Here is an 18,207-nt window from a genome sequence, read left to right on the forward strand (position 1 = left end):
AGGACCTACGACGAGCGACTCAGGACGGACCGCAACCGCCCGTTGGCCCGCTTCTTGTCCGCCAGTGCGGCCTTCGCGGCTTGCCAGCCCGGGATGCCGCACACGCCGCCGCCGGCGTGCGTTGCCGAACTGCCGTTGTACAGCCCGGCGATGGGCGTGCGGTAGTCGGCGAAGCCCGGCGCGGGCCGCATGTGGAACAGCTGCTCCAGCGAGAGCTCGCCGTGGAAGATGTTGCCGCCGATCAACCCGTATTCCTGCTCCATCTCGTGGGGTCCGACGACGTCGCGATGCAGGACCGAGGACGCGAAGCCCGGTGCCACCTGGTCGTACAAATCGATCATCCGGTCGGCGTAGGCGTCGAGCTCGTGCGCGTGCGGGGCGTCGGCCCACTCCGCGGGCACCCACTGGGTGAACAACGACATGATGTGCGTGCCATCGGGATTGAGCGTCTTGTCCAGCGTCGTGGGGATGACGCCGTCGCTGAAGGGCATCAGCGCCGGCTTGCCGCCGCGGGCGTCCTGGAAGGCCGCCTCGATGAACTCCATCGTGGGAGCCATCTCGACCGATCCGGTGTGGTGCTCGGCGATGCCCGAGCTCGGGTCGGCGGTGAAGTTGGGCAGCTCGGCAAGGGCCAGGTTGATCTTCACGACGCCGCTGCGGGTCTTCCAGTGCTCGATGTCGCGGACGAAGTCGTCGGGCAGCTCGTGGCGCGGGATCTGGTCGAGGAATGCGGTGCGCGGGTGCAGCGTGGTCACCACCAGCGGTGCGGTGATCTCCTCGCCGTTCTCGAGGACGACGCCCTCGACCTTGCCGCCGCGCACCTTGAGCGTGGATACCCTTGCGTTGGTTCGGATCTCGGCCCCGAAGGCGCGCGCCGAGCGGGCGATCGCGTCCGACACTCCGCCCATGCCGCCCTCGGGGTAGCCCCAGCTTCCGAGCTGCCCGTCCCCGACGTCGCCGATCGAGTGGTGTGCCATCACGTATGCCGTGCCCGGCTCGAACGGACCGGCCCAGGTACCGATCACGCCGTTGACGGCGAGCGCCCCCTTGATCTGAGGGGACTCGAACCAATCGTCGAGGAGGTCGGCGATGCTCATCGTCAACAGCCGCGTGACGTCCGCGGTCATCCGGGTGGTGATGCCCTTCTGGCTCCACGCCAGCTTGGCGAGATCGAACAGGTCCGACGGCTTGTGCGAGCCGATGTTGGGCGGCACCTGGGTGAGCAGCGGACCCATCACCTCGGCGATGCCCTCAAGCCACTCGTTCCATCGTGGCCAGGCGTCGGCGTCGCGCTTGGAGAACTTGGCGATCTGCTCGTGAGTGCGCGCCGGATCGTCTTCGAAGATGGTCAGGGAGCCGCCCTCGGGGAACGCTTGGTAGTAGGGCCCCATGGGGTGCACCTTGTAACCGTGGCGCTCCAGGCCGAGCTCGCGGACGATGGTGGGCGGCATCAGGCTCACGACGTAGGACAGTCGCGTGACCCGCAGGTGGGGTGCGTCCTTCCAGGGGGCTTCGGTGGTTGCCGCTCCGCCGAGGCTGCCGCGAGATTCCAGCACCAAGGTCTTCGCGCCGGAGCGGGCCAGGTAGGCGGCCGAGACGAGACCGTTGTGCCCACCGCCGACGATGATGGCGTCATACGCATTGGTCATTAGCGACCTTCTTCCGTGTCGTGCGGCGGGACGTCCTGACTGACTGTTCAATCTAATCGAGTGTTAGGCTTGCCGACAAGTAGCAGTGCCGCCACTTGAGGGGGATTTGGAAGGTCATGGCCGAACCTGCGCCTGCGACGGAGAACAACGAGGGCCGTCGCGTCGAAATGCTCCACGCCGCAGCGAGCTTGATCTGCGAGCGCGGCTTCGGTGACACGCGCATCGCCGACGTGGCCAAGCGGGCCGGGGTCAGCTCGGCGCTCGTCATCTACTACTTCGGCACCCGCGACAGACTTCTGGTCGACGCACTCCGCCACTCCGAGGAGTCGTTCTACGAAGCGGCCGAGAAGATGCTCGCCGAGGTCACCTCGACGCGCGAGAGGTTGTCGCTGCTGATCAAGTGGACGGTGATTCCGCAGGCGGACAACGAGATTCCCGGCGCCTGGGGGTTGTGGTTCGACCTGTGGGCACAGGCGTTTCGGCACGAGGAGGTCAAGGCGGGCCGAGTCGAACTCGACGCCCGCTGGCGCCGGATGATCGTCGACGCCGTCAAGTCCGGGGAAGCCACCGACGAGATCGACGGCACTGTCGACGCCCGGATGTTCGCACTCGAGTTCGGCGCGTTGCTGGACGGTCTGTCGATTCAAGTCGCACTCGAAGACCCCGAGGTCGACTCCGAGGTGGCCTACGCGATCGCCATGCGCTTCTGTGAGCGCGAACTGGACCTGCCCCCGGCAAAGAAGGGCCAGAAGAAGCTCAAGCCGAAGAAGGGCTGAGTTCCTCCTCGGCGTTCGACGCCACCGGGTCGGTGCTCAGCGTGGCCGTGCTGCGGCGCAACACGCGAACCGCGTCGTGCGAACAGACGCAGACCACCGCGGATCCCGGTGGATGGGTCACCGACGTCGGACCCGCGGCGTTGGGTACCTCGACCACCAATGTCGTTGCCGCACCGACGTCCACGTGTACCTGCGTCTGGGCGCCGAGGTACACGATCTGCGCCACCGTGCCGTTGATCGCGTTGTGTCCCGCGGGCACCGGCTCGTCGGCCCCATGAAGCGCGATGCGCTCGGGCCGAATCACGATGGCAGCCGCGCCCCGTGGCACCGAATGGTCGACCACCGCGCCGAGTCGGGTGTCGATCGCGAGGCAGACCGCCGACGTGCCGGAGACGTCGACCACGTCGGCGTCGAAGATGTTGGCGGCGCCGAGGAATCCGGCGACGAAGGTCGTCGCGGGCGAGGAGTAGATCTCCTGCGGCGGTCCGACCTGCTCGACCCTGCCGTCGGCCAGTACCGCGATCTGGTCGCTCATGGTGAGCGCTTCCTCTTGATCGTGGGTGACGTAGACGAACGTGATGCCGACCTCGCGCTGCACCGCGCGCAATTCGAGTTGTAACTGCCTGCGCAGCTTGGCATCCAGCGCGCCGAGCGGCTCGTCGAGCAGCAGCACCCGCGGCCGCAGCACCAACGCCCGTGCCAGCGCCACCCGCTGCTGCTGCCCGCCAGACAACTGGGCGGGGCGCCGCTTGGCGAACCTGCCCATCTGCACCAGGTCGAGGGCTTCCCCAACCCGACGCGCGGCGTCCTCTTTCGACGTCTTCAGGTACTTCAGGCCGAACGCGACGTTGTCGGCGACTGACATGAAGGGGAAGAGCGCATAGGTCTGGAAGACGGTGTTCACGGGGCGGCGATGCGGCGGATCGCCCGCCACGTCGCGACCGTCGAGTTCGATCCGACCGGAATCGGGTTTCTCGAAGCCGGCGATCATCCGCAGCGTCGTGGTCTTGCCACAACCCGACGCTCCCAGCAGCGAATAGAACTGTCCCGCCGGGATGTCGAGGTCGATCCCCGTGACGGCGGGAACGCCGTCGAAGGACTTGGCCAGCTGGTGCAGCCCGATGTGACCGCCCGTCACGGCGCCACGGCCTCAGCCAACCGGGCGAAGTTCGTCGTGAACCGGTCGACGTCGGAGTCGTCGTGCTGAACGGAAAGCAGCCATTGCTCCACCTTTCCCCACGGTGGCAGGAACACGCCGCCATTGTGCTGAATGAGCCAATGCAGATGGCCGAGACGCGCGTCCACCCGCAGGAAGTCGCGGAACTCCCGGACGGGGTCGGCGCAGAACGTCACACACCCCTTGGCCCCGACCGACACGACGTGCCAGCCGAAGCCGTACCGGGCGACGGTCGCCTCCAGCCCCCGGCGCATGCGCGCGCCAATCGCGTCGAGGTGGCGGTAGTTGTCGTCGGTGAGCACCTCCGACAGCGTGGCCCTGGTCGCGGCCATCGCCAACGGGTTGCCGTTGAAGGTGCCGACCTGTTCGTAGCGGCCGTCGGCGATCGCCGACATCACCTCGGTGGTACCGCCGATCGCCGCCACCGAGATGCCGCCGCCCAATGCCTTGGCCAGACAGACCATGTCGGGCACCACTCCGGAAAGCGCGGTCACGCCGCCCGGCCCAGTGGTGAAGCCCGTCTTCACCTCGTCGAAGACGAGCAGGGCCCCGGCCTGGTGGACGAGGTCGCGAATCGCCGCGAGGTAGCCGTCGTCCGGGGTGATGATGCCGGCGTTCATCATGATGGGCTCGAGGATCATCGCGGCCACCCGATCGCGGTTTTCGGACAGCGCCCTCGCGACCGCGTCGGCGTCGTTGAACGGCACGACGACCACCAGATCCCGAATTGCCGCCGGAATCCCCGAATTGCCGGGCACTCCGGTGGGATGATCGCGGGGGCCGATCTCGTCGGCTTCCGGCAGCACCGACACCTGAACCGAATCGTGGTGACCGTGATAGCAGCCCTCGACCTTGATGATGAGGTCGCGCCCGGTCAGTGCGCGCGCCAGGTGGATCGCGTCCATCGTCGCCTCGGTGCCGGAATTGGCGAATCGCCACAGCGGCAGACCGAACCGGCGGGCCAACTCGCCGGCGATCCAGATCGCGTCCTCGGTCGGCTGGGCGAAGTGGGTGCCCCGCCGCACCCGGTCGCTCACCGCGGCGACGATCGCCGGATGTGCGTGTCCTGCAATGGAAGCGCCGTAGCCGCCGTGCATGTCGACGTATTGGTTGTCGTCGACGTCGTAGACCTTCGACCCTTCGCCGTGGCTCATCCAGACGGCCTGCGGTTCGGCGATCTGCCAATTGGACGTCGCACCGCCGGCCAGGTGCTCGCGCGCCCTGACGATCATCTCCGAGCTTCGCGGCTGCCGGGCAAGGAACACCTGCTCCTCGGCGGCGATGAGATCGTCGACCGCGTCGGACACCGCACTCTGCAACACCGTCGAGGGCACGGCGCACCTCCACTCTGCTTGTCTGGTCTCTTCTTCGCGCCAGCGCTCATCAGCGGTTGACTGAGCATTCAGTCTATGCGAGAGTCCTATCACCGACAAGACGCTTAGTGCGGGAGGCCCGGATGCCAGCCCAGATGCCGATACCCGGTCGACCCGCTCCAAATCGTCGCCAATTCCTTCAGCGCGCTGCACTTTTCGCCGCAGCGGCACCCACTCTCGGCGCATTCCTGGCCGCCTGCGCCAAGTCCGCGCCACCCTCCTCTGGGCCGACGCTGACGATCGCCAAGCCGGACAACCCGGTCAAGTGGGACATCGCGAGCGGCAATGAACCCATCGCGGACGGGCTGGCGCCGGAGAAGGGCGCCACCCTCAAGATCTACAACTACGCCGACTATCTCAGCCCCCAGGCCATCAAGGCCTTCGAAGCAGAGCACGGCTGTACGGTCGAGGTCTCGACCTTCAACGACGGTGACGAGGCGATCACCAAACTCCGCAGCGGAGTGGACTTCGACATCTACAACGCCAACTACACCGAGATGAGCAGGCTGGTGACGGGTGGGCTGCTGCGCCCGCTGAATCACACCTATCTTCCCAACATCTCCAACGTGTGGCCGAGCTTCACCAACCCCTGGTACGACCAGGGCTGGCAGTACACCGTGCCGTACACGATCTACACCACCGGAATGGGTTGGCGCAGTGACCAAGTGCCCGCCGACATCGGTGGGCTGAAGAATCCGTACGAATCACTGTGGGACACCGCCTACAAGGACAAGACCGCCATCATCGACGACTGGCACACCGCCATGGCGATGGTGCTGCTGAAGCAAGGCATCACCGACGTCAACACGTCGTCGGCCGACGACCTGAAGATGGTCGACGAACAGCTCAGCGCGTTGGTGAAGGCGACCTCGCCCAAGGTCACCATCACGATGTACAGCGACATGCCGTCCGGCCAGATCGGACTGTGCCAAATGTGGTCCGGTGACGTCATCAACGCGCAGTCCTATCTGCCCGAGGGAGTCGGGACCGACGTTCTGCAGTACTGGTTCCCGCAGGACGGCAAGGGACTCGTCGACAACGACATGCTGGTCACCCTCAAGGGCGGCAAGAATCCGGTGCTGGCGCATCTGTTCCTCAACCACATGCTGGATCCCGCCGTCGCCAAGGAGAACTTCTCCGCGATCGGTTACCAGCCGCCGCAGAACACCCTGACCGCCGACTCCTTGATCGCCGAGGAGTTCATCCCCGAGAACCTGCGGTCGGCCATCGTCAAACCCGAGTACTTCGACAGCGGCTATCGCCTGCTCGAACTCGACGCGGACAACGACGCCGCGTGGCACAACGTCTGGAACGCGTTCAACGCCGGGGGATCCTGAGAACGGTGGCGCGAACGCGCGAACCCAACGTCCGGCTGTGGGCCGCGCTGGCCGCCCCGGGTATCGGCTGGCTGCTGCTGTTCTTCCTGGCCCCGCTGTACGTGGTGCTGGCGATCGTCTTCGGTCGCGTCGACCCGCTGTTCCGCACCGCCGTTCCGGTCTGGAACCCGTTGGAGTGGAACCCCTCTCAATTCACCTACGTGTTGTCGAGGATCAGCCCGGACGGGGTCTACTTCCCCGCATTGCTCCGCACCGTCGGGTACGTCGGCGCGGCCAGCGTCCTGTGCCTGGCGATCGCCTTTCCGGTGGCCTACTTCGTCGCCCGTCTGGCCGGCAAGCGCAAGGGTCTGTTGATCGCGTTGCTGATCGCGCCCTTCTGGATCAGCTACATGATGCGAATGTTGGCGTGGGTCAACCTCCTTCAGAACGACGGACTCGTCAACCGCCTGCTGGGCTTCGGCGGGCTCTTCGACGTCACAGTCGACTGGCTCACCGGGCAGCCCGTCGTGGTGATCCTCGGCCTGGCCTACGGTTACGTCCCATACATGATCCTGCCGCTGTACGCCGGGCTCGACCGACTGTCGCAGCCGATGCTGGAGGCCTCCCGCGACCTCGGCGCGAGCCGTATCTCGTCGTTCCTACGCGTGACGCTGCCGCTGTGCAGGCCGACGATCCTGGCTGCGGTGCTGCTGACCTGCCTGCCCATGCTCGGTGACTACTTCACCAACGACCTGTTGTCCGCCTCGCCGAAGACCGCCATGGTCGGCAACCTCATCAACGACAGCGTGCAGGCTCCCGGCCAGACCGGTCAGGCCGGCGCCTTCGTGATGCTGGTGCTGCTCGCCACGGTTCTCCCGATGTTCTACTACGTCCGAGTCACCCTGCGCGGAGACGAGGTTCGGACGTGAGGGGCCCGGTCAGCTGGTTCCGCGATCCGTGGCGACAGCCCCGCATTCTCGCCGGCATCACGGTCTTCTACCTGGTGTGGTCGCTGCTCCCGGTGCTGATCGCCGTGATGTTCTCCTTCAACGACGGCCGGTCGCGCACCAACTGGCAGGGGTTCTCGTTCCGGTGGTACTGGGGCGACCCGACCCGGTCGGTCTGGCACGACGCCAGCCTCCACACGGCGCTGCTGCAGACGTTGAAGCTCGGCGTGATCGCCACCCTCGTCACCGTTCCACTCGGCGTTCTCTTCGCGATCGGCGTCGACCGCTGGCGCGGCAGGCTGCCGTCCGGGGCGAACGTGCTGATGCTGATCTCCTTCGTCATCCCCGAAGTGTTGCTGGCCGTCGCGCTGCTGTTCGTGATGACGAACCTGGCGCTGCCGATCGGCCTCGGCACGTCGGCGCAGGTGGTCGGTCTGGTGACCTACCAGGTGGCCTATCCCGCGGTGCTGGTGCGCGCCCGCCTGGCGACCATCGGCAAGCAATACGAAGAGGCGGCAACGGATCTCGGCGCCTCCCCGCTCGGATCACTGTGGCGGGTCACGATGCCGATGCTGATGCCGGCCATCTTCGCGAGCACCGTGCTGGTCTTCGCCGACGTCATCGACGACTTCGTGCTGGTGCGCTATCTGTCGGCGGGATCGTCGACCGAGCCGGTGTCGGTGAAGATCTACAACACCGCGCGTGCCGCTCCGACGCCTGCGCTCAACGCTTTGGCCACCCTGCTGCTGCTGGCCGCTCTGGCCGCCGTCGTCATCGGCTACCTGGTGTACCGCCGGATGACGCGCGGCGACGCCACGGGCGCCGACCGCGGTCTCGCCGCATTCGCCGGCGAAGCTTGAGCCCCGCGATTTGTGGAGCTTTTGCAGCGGTCAGCACTGCTCAGACTCCACAAATCGCCAATCCCGACAGCTAGACCGACCGGCCGCGGCACCGTATCCTGACTGTATGTTCAAACAGCAGGAGCCGGCACCCGTTCCGGCCGACGATCTCGCCGCGAGCCTGGCCCCGTTCGGCGCCTCCCGCATGCTGCCCCGCGAGGCGTACGTCGACCCGGCGGTCTTCGAGTGGGAGCAGCGCAACGTCTTCTCCGGCTGGAAGTGCGTCGGCCACGCCGCCGACATGGCCGGCACGGGCGCGCAGCGGGCGATCGGGTCCGGCGCCGACGGAATCCTGTTGGTCCACGGGGACGACCCGCATGCCAAGAACGGCGGTATCCGCGCCTTCGCCAACACGTGCCGACACCGCGGCCACGAACTACTCGCGTGCGGCACCACCGCGAAGCGGCGCGGCATCGTCTGCCCCTACCACTCCTGGTCATACCGGCTCGACGGGACTCTGCGTAGCGCACCAGGATTCGACGACGGCTTCGACCCCGGCCAATTCGGCCTCACCGAACTGCGGCTCGTCGACTGGCACGGCTGGTTGTTCGTCGACGCCAGCGGTACCGACGTCGAGTTCACCGACCACGTCGCCGGCCTCGAAGACGTGGTGAGTGGCTACCGGCCCGAGGATCTGGTGATCGTCGACCGCCACTCCTACGAGCTGGCCACCAACTGGAAGGTGATCGCCGAGAACTACCAGGAGTGCTACCACTGCTCGACCATTCATCCCGAGCTCTCCAAGATCAGCCCACCCACCAGCGGGGAGAACCTGCACTTCGAGGGTTCGTGGATGGGCGGCTGGATGTCGATGATCGAAGGCGCCGAGACGATGTCGTTCACCGGCAAGAGCGGTGGCGTGGCCATCACGGGGCTCTCCGAGCACGAGCTGAGCACCGTGATGTACCTGGTCGGATTCCCGAACCTCCTCGTCAGCCTGCACCCCGACTACGTCATGACGCATCTGATGACTCCGCTCGCGGCCGACCGCACCCACGTGGAATGCGCGTGGGCCTTCCCGAAGGACGTTGCGGCCCGAGAGGGTTTCGATCCGTCCTACGCCGTGGACTTCTGGGATCTGACCAACCGACAGGACTGGGCCGCATGCGAGTCGGTCCAACGCGGCCTGAGCTCACCGCATGCCAGGCCGGGCCCGCTGGCTCCCGACGAGGACGGCGTCTACCAGTTCGTCACCCGTGTTGCCCGTTCGTACCAGGGCCGAAGTCATGCTGCTGACGCGTCGGCGTGACCGTCACCGTCTGAGTCGAGGTTTGAGTCGAGGTCTGGGTGTCGGTCTCGACGGACGTGCTCACCGACGGGGTCACCGACGGGGTGACCGTCTGGGTGTCGGTCTCGGTGTTGGTCACCGTGGCGGGCGCTTGAGTGCCGCTCGAGGAATGTTGGCGATGCGTCGTGCTGGTGGTAGTCGGGGCGGTGCTGGTCGTGGTGGTTGCGGTGGTCGACGGAGAGGTGGTGCCGGTGGACCCGCAGGCCACCGTCAGCGCACCCATGGCGACCGCAGCCGCCAGTCCAACCGTCGCGCTCAGGCGTCGAGAAGTATTGGTCACGAACGACATTCCTACGCACGCCAGCTGTGAGATCGCCTGAGACACGGTTGGGGATGGGCGTACCGTCTGCTGTCAACCGCGCGCGGGCACGCCGTTCGGACCCTCGGTCGACTGCGCGTAGGTGCCAACTGCAAAGGCCACCGCGGGACCGGTGACTGACAAGGTAGCCCTGTCGACGTTTGCGATGGTGTCGCCCCGCCGTTGATAGTTGGGGTCGAAGGCCACCCCCGCGGTTCCACCCCACAGCCGCGCCTGAGTCGCCGACTTGCGTTGTGACGACCCGGTGGTGATGCCGCCGATCGGTATTCCGGCGCGCAGGAACGCGCTGTAGTCGCTCGCCAGGCCCAGAGGGAGATCGGCGGGCCGCACACCAGCGAGGTTGAGGTATCCGGCCAGCGTCCGTTCGACCCCGGCCGATCCTGCGGGCACCCGCGCGGCCGGAACGTCGGGGTTGGGTTGGCCGGACTGGTCGCCGTCGAGGGTGAAGTAGCCCGCGTTGGTCGAGCCGAGCAGGTCGAAGTCCAAATACATTGCGACGTCGTTCAACCCGGCGTCGCCGAGGCCCGCCACGTACTTGGTCGACCCCTGAAGTCCGGTTTGCTGGGCGCCCCAGAAGACGAACCGCACGGCGTTGGTGACCGTCGGCGAACTACCCAGTTGCGCCGCGGTTTCCAGTACCGCGGCGACACCAGACCCGTTGTCGTTGAGGCCGGGACTGTCCATCGCCGAGTCGAGATGCGCTCCCGCCACGACGACGTTGTGCGGATCACCGGTCTTGGTCTGCGCCACAACGCTTCGCGACTTCACGACCGCGTTCTTGGCGTTGAGAGTGAGCCGAACGTCCGCAGTGGTGCGGCGCAGCGCCGCGTCGGCAGTCTCGTCGATGACCGCGACCGGCGACGTGAGCTGCTGGTAGTATCCCGGGGTGAACAAGCCTGCCGGACTGCCGTTTTCGTCGGGATCGCTCACGACCAGCACGCCGACCGCACCCCGGCCAACGGCCGCGTTCTGCTTGTCGACCACCGAGCAGCCCTTGTCGTCGACGATCGCGAGTGCCCCGCGAACCTCGACCGAGCCGTATGCGGCGGCGGTACAGCCGGACGCCTTCTCCGGCCGCAGCGTGACGGCGCTGAGCCCGCCCGGCGCAGTGGTCACCAACGGCGACGCTTGGGTTACGGAGAAGCTGCGGCCCGAGACGACCAGGGTCGGCCGCCCCGGTGACGTCATGGCAAGCCGGTCGAACTCCGGCATTTCGACGTCGAAACCCTTGTCACGCAGCGTCTGAGCGACGTAGTCGACGCTTGCGTCGAAGCCAGGCGTCCCGTCGGCTCTGCTGTTCCCGTTGGCGGCGGCGACGTCCGACAACTTCTCCAGGTGCGCGTACATGCCGTCGGCGGTCACCTTGTCCGCCAGCTCGCGGGCGGAGAGAGCCGCTGGTGCAGTGGCTGTCGTCTGCGACGAGCAGCCGGCCACCAGCAGCAGGCATGCGGCGACCAGGACCGCCTTCACGACCCCGACACCACGTGACGGGTGCGGTCTTCGCGGCCGGGGACGCCGTTGCGCCCGCCGTCGTCCTTGGCGTAGACGCCGATCGCGTAGGCGACGCCCTTGCCCTGGATGTCGAGTGAAGTGCGGTCGAGATGTTCGTAGGTGTCGGAGCTCTTGTGATAGTTCGGGTCGAACGGTTCGTCGGCCGCACCGCCCCAGAGCTTGGCTTCGTCGGCGCTCATCTTGTCCTCGGCGCCGGAGAACAACCCACCCGCGGGGATACCCGCCTGGGTGAAGCCGTCGTAGTCGGAGCGTCCGTCAAAGCTGGTGTCCCGCGGTTCCTTACCCGCCTCGTCCAGGTAGGCGGACAACAGGCGTTCGATGCCTGCCGATCCCTCCGGGACCCGTGGCACGTCGGGCGTGCGGGGTGCCGACTGGTCGCCGTCGTAGGTGAAGTAGCCGGGGTTCGGCGAGGCCAGCATGTCGAAGTTGAGGTAGAGCGCGATGTCCTTGAGCGCCTCGACGTCGAGGGTCTTGACGTACTCGGTGGACCCGACGAGACCCTCCTCCTCGGCCGCCCAGAACCCGAACCGCACGGCGTTCTTGACGTCAGGCGAACTACCAAGTTGCACAGCAGTTTCCAGCACTGCTGCCACACCGGATCCGTTGTCGTTGATGCCGGGACCCTCTGGCACGCTGTCGAGGTGGGCGCCCGCCATGACGACGTTGTCGGTCGCCCCGGTCTTGGTCTGCGCGATCACGTTGCGGGTGTGGTCGACGCGAACACCGGCGTTGAGGGCGATCCTCGTCTCGGCGGGCTCGTCGCGCAGGCGCGCGCCGTCGCCCTTGGAGATGCTGACGGCCGGGATCTTCACCTCGGTGTCCTCCCCCAGCGTGCCGCCGCCGATGTCGTCCCCGTCCTCGTTGTTGACCACGATCACGGCGACCGCGCCACGTTCGGCGGCGACGACCTGCTTGTCACCGAACGGGCACGCGCCGCGGTCGACGAGGACGACGGCACCCGCGACGTCGAGTCCGTCGTAGTCCGACGCCTTGCATCCCGGCCGGGGACCGGTACGGGCGGGCACCAGGCGTCCGGCGACCCCGTCCTTCGGCGTGCCTGCCGTGTACATCAGCGGCGCGGCCTTGATCCGTTGACCTCCGACGGTCACGACGGGCTCGTCGGCGAACGGTATGCGGACCTCGAAGTCGTCGGTCTTCACGTCGAAACCCTTGTCCCGCAACGTCTTGACGACATAGTCGACGCTGGCGTCGTACCCGGGTGTGCCGAGTGCGCGGTTCCCCCCGTTGGCGTCGGCGATGTCCTGCAGCTTCTTGAGGTGCGCCATCATCGCGTCGGTCGAGACGCGATCCTTCAGCGCGATCGCGAAGTCCGACGGTGTCGTCGCCGCCGGCTCGGCGGCTTCCTTGCCACATCCCGCGACACCCGCCGCCAACACCGCCGCCGTCAAGGCAGCCCCTACCGTCCGTGATCTCCGCCGCATCGCCCCAACGTTAGTCACGCTTGGCGGAATACCTCCGATGCCATGCCAGTTGATTGACATGTCACGCAAAAACGCGCACTCTCGAACCACGCGAGAGTCACCCAAGAGGAGAAGTCATGGGATCACTGGACGGCAAGAACGCCCTCGTCACCGGCGGCACCGCGGGCATTGGGCTCGCCGCGGCGCATGCACTGGCCGAGGCGGGTGCACACGTCTTTCTGACCGGCCGCAATCAGGACACGATCGACAACGCAGTGGCGTCGATCGGATCGTCGGCGACCGGCATCCGCAGCGACATCAGCGACCCGGCCCAGCTGGACGCCGTCGTCGACGCGATCACCGCCCACGGCGGCGGTCTCGACGCGGTGTTCACCAACGCGGGCGGCGGCGAGTTCGCCACCCTCGAAGACGTGACCGTCGAGCACTACCTCGACACCTTCAACCGCAACGTCGCAGGCACGATGTTCACCGTGCAAAAGGTGCTGCCACTGCTCAACGAGGGCGCGTCGGTCATCCTGTCGGGGTCGACGGCGGCGTCGCGGGGTATCCCATCCTTTGGCGTCTACGCCGCGTCCAAGGCCGCCGTCCGCTCGTTTGGTCGCACCTGGGCCGCGGAGTTGGCGCCGCGTGGCATCAGGGTCAACACCCTGGTCCCCGGTCCGGTGGAGACCCCGGGACTCGTCGGCCTCGCCCCCGCCGGTGGCGAGAAGGAACTGTTGAAGAACCTGACCGCCGACGTGACGCTCGGACGCATCGGACAGCCCGCCGAGATCGCCGCGGCCGTGGTGTTCCTCGCCTCTCCGGCGAGCAGCTTCATGACGGGCAGCGAGATGTTCGTCGACGGCGGCGAGGTTCAGACTTAAGTCGCGGGGGGCCACTCCGGCGTCGGCAGCGTGCCTTCGCGCAGGATCGTGCGATAGACCAGGTCGAGGAGATCACCCATCTCCTCGACCTGCTCGTCGTCGAGGTCGGAGAAGAACACCGTGCGCACCCACGCGACGTGCTTGGGGGCAGCCACCCGCAGCGTCTTGAGACCGGCATCGGTCAGCAGGGCGTCGGTGGCCCGGCCGTCGGTGTCGGACTGCACGCGCTCGACCAGGCCGCGCCCGGCCATCCGCTGCAGGTGATGCGACAGCCTGCTGCGCTCCCACCCGATGGTGATGGCCAACTGGGAAAGCCTCGTCCGACGCCCCGGCGCCACGGAAAGCGCGTTCATCACCGTGTAGTCGGCGAACGAGAGTCCGCACTCGGCCTGCAGGTGCCGGTTCATCTCGTATTCCAGCCGGTGGTAGACGCTCATGTAGCTCAACCACGTCCGCCCCTGCGACGGCGACAACCACACGGTCATCCCGTCATCATCACGATCCGTGACACTTCACGCAAATCAGATCGGCCACCGCCCGCATCCCGGCGGCGTTGGGATGCAGCGGAGCCGCCCGGCCCGGCAGCGGAACGCCGAATTTCGTCGTCCACGGATCGGCCGACCACGGGTGATGGTCACGGCTCGCGGCAGCCGCCCGCACCAGTTCGCAGCCGGTCGCCGCGGCGGCCTCCGCGGTCAAGCGCGCCAGCGTGTCGGCGATTCGACGACCCGTCTCGGCGTCGTCCTCCGACAGAGGAGCCGCGGGTATCCCCTTCGGCGGCAACAGCGTCAGGTAGTCGACGAACATGACCCGAGCCACCGGGGCACGGCGCCGCACCTCCGCGCCGACGGCTGTCAGCGAGTCCCCGACCGCGGCGAGCGCCGCGTCGCGCGCGTCGCCGTCCAGTTGGCCGCGCACGATCCGGCCCAGAACCGGAAGCGACCGGGTCCAGCGCGGCAGGCCGGCGGCGTAGAGCAGGGGGACGTAGCCTGCGTCGTTGCCGCCGATGGTGATGGTGACCAGACTCTCGGTGCCGTCGAGTGCGTCGACCTGCGGCGGCGCGCCGCGTTGGCGCTCGGACAGGACGTTGGCCGTGGTGGCGCCCGAGAACGTCACGTCGACCAGGTCGTAGGACAGCCGCGCCGCGACGAGGTGCGGGTAGTTGACCGCGGACCGGCCCGAACCCATGGGTGCGCCCGCCGCCTTCGGCTTGATCCCCGGGCCTGCCGCCATCGACGAACCGAGAGCCACGTACCGGTTGCCCACCCGCGTCAGTTGGCCGGGCTCGACGCCTGCGCCCAGAACCGCTTCGGTATTCGACCGGCCTGGCGCGCGAGTCGGCCCGCCGTGACCGCGGACGCCATCGCCGCCGCCATCATGGGCGGGTCGGCCGCCCTGGTGACGGCGGTCGCCAAAAGCACCGCGTCACAACCGAGTTCCATCGCCTGCGCGGCGTCACTTGCGGTGCCGATTCCGGCGTCGAGGACGACGGGCACGTTCGCCCGCTCGACGATCATCTCGATGTTGTGGGGATTGGCGATGCCGAGGCCCGTCCCGATCGGCGACCCCAGTGGCATCACCGCCGCACACCCGATGTCCTCGAGCCGCCGCGCCAGCACCGGGTCGTCGTTGGTGTAGGCCAGCACGACGAAGCCGTCGTCGACCAGTTGCTCTGCGGCCCTGACCAATTCGATGCCGTCGGGCAGCAGCGTCCGCTCGTCGGCGATGACCTCGAGCTTGACCCACTCGGTCCCGAGCGCCTCGCGGGCCAGCTGGGCCGTCAACACCGCTTCGGCCGCCCCGCGACAACCCGCGGTGTTGGGCAACGGGGTGATGCCCAAGCGGTTCAGCAGGTCGAGCACCCCGGTGCCCCCTTCGGCGTCCACCCGGCGCATCGCCACAGTGGTCAGCTCGGTTCCCGAGGCGACGAGCGCCTCCTCCAACACGGCGAGGTTGGCCGCGCCGCCCGTGCCGAGAATGAGCCGCGAGCCGAAGCTACGGCCCGCAATGGTCAGCTTCGACTCAACCACTGGACTTGACTCAACCACCTTGCACCGCCGTCACCACTTTCACCTTTGCACCGTCGGCGAGTCCGAGGTGCCAGTCCGACCGCGGAACCACCGTCCAGTCGACCGCGACCGCGATGCCCTTCTCCGGAATGCCAAGCATCACCAGCAGATCGGCGACGCTCATTCCGTCGTCGACGTCGACGAATTCGTCGTTGACCTCAATCTTCATGCGGGCACACCAACTTTCAACTCGGCCGCAATCGTGGCGGCAGTCCACGGAGCCAGCAGAAAACCCGAGCGGCCGTGGCCGGCGGCGACGAGCGTGCGGTCGTCCAGCCTGGCGACCACCGGCAGGTTGTCGGGGGTCATGGGGCGCAAACCGGCCGCACACTCGGCCAGCTCGTACTCGCCAAGCGCCGGCATGACCTCGCACGCGTCGTCGAGGAGTTCGCGGACACCGGCCACCGCGGGCGCGGTGTCCCTGCCGTGCTCGTACTGCGTCGCCCCCACCACAACGCCGTCGGCGCGCGGCACCAGGTACACCTGTCGACCGTGCACCCTGGCCCGAATCACCCTCTGCGGCAGCGGCATACAACCGCGTCGCCACCGGAGTCGCAGAACCTCGCCCTTGACCGGCCGGATCGGCAGACCGGGCCACAGCGACGGCGCGTCGACGCCGTTGGCGATCACCGCGACGTCGGCGTCACGCACCTCGTCCAACGACTGCACCGGGCCCGCCCACGTCACCCCGAGACCTTCACACTGATCCGCCAACGCGGTCACCAGCGCCCGATTGTCCACCGCCAGTTCGGTATCGGCGACGAAGCCGTGCCGGATGCCCTGTGCCAGCAGCGGTTCGAGATCACGCGCCGATCTGGTCGTCGTCACCGGATGCCCTTGGGCGGCAAGCCATTCCCCGATCGTGGCCAAGTCCGTCGCATCGGCGCGGTCGACGGCGACCACCAGCGACTGCCTAGCGGTGACGACGTCCGACGGCAGCCCGTCCAGGAAGTCGTCGTGCCACATCGCCAGCGACGCGAGGCCGATCTCCAGCAGTCGCTCTTCGCCAGGCCAGCCCTCGCCGAGCGGGGCAATCATGCCACCACCTACCCAGGAGGCGCCGCGGACGTCGGACCGGTGCACCCGCACCGTCCAGCCGTCGAGGGCCGCGCGGCGGGCCACCGACAAGCCGATGACACCGCCGCCAATGACCGCCAAAGAGTGCCTACGCACGGTTCCATCCTTCCTACGCCGGCATGACCCGGATCAGGTGTGACGGTAAGGGTGAACGCACCCACTCTCAGCCCCCGGTCTCGGGACTCCCGCGTCGCGTGTTCAAGGGTACCCACCAATCGCTAACGTTCGCGGTATGTCCTTCGACCGTCGTCAGCGACTCGCGACCGCCCGGCTCTATTTGTGCACCGACGCCAGGCGGGAGCGCGGCGATCTCGCCGAGTTCGCCGACGCCGCCCTGGCGGGTGGCGTCGACGTCATCCAGCTCCGCGACAAGGGCTCGGCGGGCGAGAAACAGTTCGGCCCCTTGGAGGCGCGCGGCGAGCTCGCCGCCCTCGAGGTGCTCGCCGACGCGGCACGGCGCCACGGCGCGCTGTTCGCCGTCAACGACCGGGCCGACATCGCACGCGCCGCTGGAGCCGACATCCTGCACCTCGGCCAGGACGACCTGCCGCTCTCCGTCGCCAGAGACGTCATCGGCCCCGAGCCGCTGATCGGGCGGTCCACCCACGACGCCGAACAGGCCGGCGCCGCCACACGAGAGGCCGTCGACTACTTCTGCGTCGGCCCCTGCTGGCCGACCCCGACCAAACCGGGACGCACGGCACCGGGGCTCGACCTGGTCCGAACGGCCGCCGCACTGGAGGGCGACACACCATGGTTCGCCATTGGCGGGATCGACCTGGACCGGGTGCCCGAGGTGCTCGCCGCGGGGGCCCGTCGGATCGTCGTGGTGCGCGCCATCACCGCCGCCGAGGATCCTGCCGCGGCGGCCAGGACGCTACTCAACGCTCTGGGGTGACCTCGAACGGGAGCGACGCCGACTCGGTGCGCAACCGCTCCCAGCTGGCGGCGAAACCGGGATGCAGTGGCATGTCGGCCACCTCGTCTTCGGGAACCCAGCGCAGCTCCGAGCTCTCGCGGTTCGGCACCGTCTCCAACGGCTCCGGCGCGTCGGCGATGACCGTCGTATAGGTCCAGGACACGCCCCGCGGCTCGAAGGTCACGACCTCCCGGCGCACAACCAACTGGTCCGCTGACAGGCCAGCTTCCTCGTGCGCTTCGCGGACGGCGGCCTGCTCGACGGTTTCGTGACTGTCTCGGGCTCCACCCGGCAAGCCCCACGTACCGCCCTGATGGCTCCAGGGCGCCCGATGCTGAAGCAGGACGGCGGCGCTTCCGTCCGGACGTGGCGCCCGCAGCAGCAGCCCAGCCGCGCCATGCAGGCCCCAGAAGTGCGCGCCATCCGTCGAACTGACCCAACCGTCCCCGTCACCACGCACGCACCCAGGATAGGGAAGGGACGACGAACATGGGTGTCGGCGATTGTTCCGCGCGTCCCGCCCCCTCCTCTTAGAATTCCTTTACAGTTGAGCAGTCGGGAAAGCAGACCGAAAGCAGAGG

The 18,207-nt window shown here is 67.7% G+C and carries 19 protein-coding genes and 1 riboswitch; of the genes, 8 read left to right on the forward strand and 11 right to left on the reverse strand.

The annotated features are described in order from the left end of the window. Nucleotides 1-5: 5 nt before the first annotated feature. Complete coding sequence (locus ASD37_RS10345) at nucleotides 6-1,649, reverse strand: NAD(P)/FAD-dependent oxidoreductase (protein WP_056550847.1); 1,644 nt, start codon at nucleotides 1,647-1,649, stop codon at nucleotides 6-8. A gap of 116 nt (nucleotides 1,650-1,765) precedes the next feature. Between ASD37_RS10345 and ASD37_RS10350 the strand changes: the two genes are divergently transcribed. Then, nucleotides 1,766-2,425, forward strand: coding sequence for a TetR/AcrR family transcriptional regulator (locus ASD37_RS10350; RefSeq protein WP_056550848.1), 660 nt, complete (start codon nucleotides 1,766-1,768; stop codon nucleotides 2,423-2,425). Here the strand turns inward: ASD37_RS10350 and ASD37_RS10355 are convergent. Next, entirely contained in the window at nucleotides 2,406-3,563 is a 1,158-nt protein-coding gene (locus ASD37_RS10355) for an ABC transporter ATP-binding protein (protein ID WP_056550849.1), read from the reverse strand. The genes ASD37_RS10350 and ASD37_RS10355 overlap by 20 nt on opposite strands. Further along, nucleotides 3,560-4,936, reverse strand: coding sequence for an aspartate aminotransferase family protein (locus ASD37_RS10360; RefSeq protein ID WP_056550850.1), 1,377 nt, complete (start codon nucleotides 4,934-4,936; stop codon nucleotides 3,560-3,562). Before ASD37_RS10360 ends, ASD37_RS10355 begins: the two co-directional genes overlap by 4 nt. A 122-nt stretch (nucleotides 4,937-5,058) precedes the next feature. Between ASD37_RS10360 and ASD37_RS10365 the strand changes: the two genes are divergently transcribed. From ASD37_RS10365 to ASD37_RS31410, 5 genes are all read left to right on the forward strand, one after another. Further along, entirely contained in the window at nucleotides 5,059-6,312 is a 1,254-nt protein-coding gene (locus ASD37_RS10365; RefSeq protein WP_056550851.1) for a spermidine/putrescine ABC transporter substrate-binding protein, read from the forward strand. Between the two features lie 5 nt (nucleotides 6,313-6,317). Beyond that, nucleotides 6,318-7,220 (forward strand): ABC transporter permease, encoded by a 903-nt coding sequence (locus tag ASD37_RS10370; protein WP_235568051.1) that lies wholly within the window; start codon nucleotides 6,318-6,320, stop codon nucleotides 7,218-7,220. Further along, the gene (locus ASD37_RS10375) at nucleotides 7,217-8,098 is read left to right on the forward strand and encodes an ABC transporter permease (protein WP_056550852.1); all 882 of its coding nucleotides are present in this window, start codon (nucleotides 7,217-7,219) and stop codon (nucleotides 8,096-8,098) included. Before ASD37_RS10370 ends, ASD37_RS10375 begins: the two co-directional genes overlap by 4 nt. Nucleotides 8,099-8,204: 106 nt before the next feature. Further along, nucleotides 8,205-9,386: an SRPBCC family protein gene (locus tag ASD37_RS10380; RefSeq protein ID WP_056550853.1), complete on the forward strand. Its 1,182-nt coding sequence runs from the start codon at nucleotides 8,205-8,207 to the stop codon at nucleotides 9,384-9,386. A gap of 164 nt (nucleotides 9,387-9,550) precedes the next feature. Next, the gene (locus tag ASD37_RS31410) at nucleotides 9,551-9,745 is read left to right on the forward strand and encodes a hypothetical protein (protein ID WP_156720822.1); all 195 of its coding nucleotides are present in this window, start codon (nucleotides 9,551-9,553) and stop codon (nucleotides 9,743-9,745) included. Nucleotides 9,746-9,777: 32 nt separating this feature from the next. Here the strand turns inward: ASD37_RS31410 and ASD37_RS10390 are convergent, their stop codons facing one another. Together ASD37_RS10390 and ASD37_RS10395 are read right to left on the reverse strand one after the other, a co-directional pair. After that, nucleotides 9,778-11,214: a M28 family peptidase gene (locus ASD37_RS10390; protein WP_056550855.1), complete on the reverse strand. Its 1,437-nt coding sequence runs from the start codon at nucleotides 11,212-11,214 to the stop codon at nucleotides 9,778-9,780. Next, on the reverse strand, nucleotides 11,211-12,698 hold the full coding sequence (locus ASD37_RS10395; protein ID WP_056550856.1) for a M28 family metallopeptidase: 1,488 nt from the start codon (nucleotides 12,696-12,698) through the stop codon (nucleotides 11,211-11,213). The genes ASD37_RS10390 and ASD37_RS10395 overlap by 4 nt, the downstream gene beginning before the upstream one ends. Nucleotides 12,699-12,814: 116 nt before the next feature. Here ASD37_RS10395 and ASD37_RS10400 point away from each other — a divergent pair, with 116 nt between their 5' ends. Beyond that, complete coding sequence (locus ASD37_RS10400; protein WP_056550857.1) at nucleotides 12,815-13,561, forward strand: SDR family oxidoreductase; 747 nt, start codon at nucleotides 12,815-12,817, stop codon at nucleotides 13,559-13,561. Here the strand turns inward: ASD37_RS10400 and ASD37_RS10405 are convergent. From ASD37_RS10405 to thiO, 5 genes are all read right to left on the reverse strand, one after another. Beyond that, complete coding sequence (locus ASD37_RS10405; RefSeq protein ID WP_056550858.1) at nucleotides 13,558-14,046, reverse strand: MarR family winged helix-turn-helix transcriptional regulator; 489 nt, start codon at nucleotides 14,044-14,046, stop codon at nucleotides 13,558-13,560. The genes ASD37_RS10400 and ASD37_RS10405 overlap by 4 nt on opposite strands. A gap of 10 nt (nucleotides 14,047-14,056) precedes the next feature. Then, complete coding sequence (locus ASD37_RS10410) at nucleotides 14,057-14,827, reverse strand: SGNH/GDSL hydrolase family protein (RefSeq protein ID WP_255354838.1); 771 nt, start codon at nucleotides 14,825-14,827, stop codon at nucleotides 14,057-14,059. Between the two features lie 5 nt (nucleotides 14,828-14,832). Next, entirely contained in the window at nucleotides 14,833-15,591 is a 759-nt protein-coding gene (locus tag ASD37_RS10415; protein ID WP_056550859.1) for a thiazole synthase, read from the reverse strand. A gap of 10 nt (nucleotides 15,592-15,601) precedes the next feature. Further along, on the reverse strand, nucleotides 15,602-15,799 hold the full coding sequence (gene thiS, locus ASD37_RS10420) for a sulfur carrier protein ThiS (RefSeq protein WP_056550860.1): 198 nt from the start codon (nucleotides 15,797-15,799) through the stop codon (nucleotides 15,602-15,604). Further along, entirely contained in the window at nucleotides 15,796-16,803 is a 1,008-nt protein-coding gene (gene thiO, locus ASD37_RS10425) for a glycine oxidase ThiO (protein WP_056550861.1), read from the reverse strand. Before thiO ends, thiS begins: the two co-directional genes overlap by 4 nt. Then, nucleotides 16,796-16,906: riboswitch (TPP riboswitch) on the reverse strand. (Overlaps the previous gene by 8 nt.) A gap of 33 nt (nucleotides 16,907-16,939) precedes the next feature. On the opposite strand from thiO, the gene thiE reads away from it, so the two are divergent. Further along, the gene (gene thiE / locus ASD37_RS10430; RefSeq protein ID WP_056550862.1) at nucleotides 16,940-17,605 is read left to right on the forward strand and encodes a thiamine phosphate synthase; all 666 of its coding nucleotides are present in this window, start codon (nucleotides 16,940-16,942) and stop codon (nucleotides 17,603-17,605) included. Here thiE and ASD37_RS10435 read toward each other — a convergent pair. Beyond that, nucleotides 17,589-18,086 (reverse strand): NUDIX hydrolase, encoded by a 498-nt coding sequence (locus ASD37_RS10435; protein WP_056550863.1) that lies wholly within the window; start codon nucleotides 18,084-18,086, stop codon nucleotides 17,589-17,591. The two genes, thiE and ASD37_RS10435, sit on opposite strands and share 17 nt — an antisense overlap. Between the last annotated feature and the right edge of the window lie 121 nt (nucleotides 18,087-18,207).

Source organism: Mycobacterium sp. Root135 (assembly GCF_001426545.1).
GTDB lineage: Bacteria > Actinomycetota > Actinomycetes > Mycobacteriales > Mycobacteriaceae > Mycobacterium.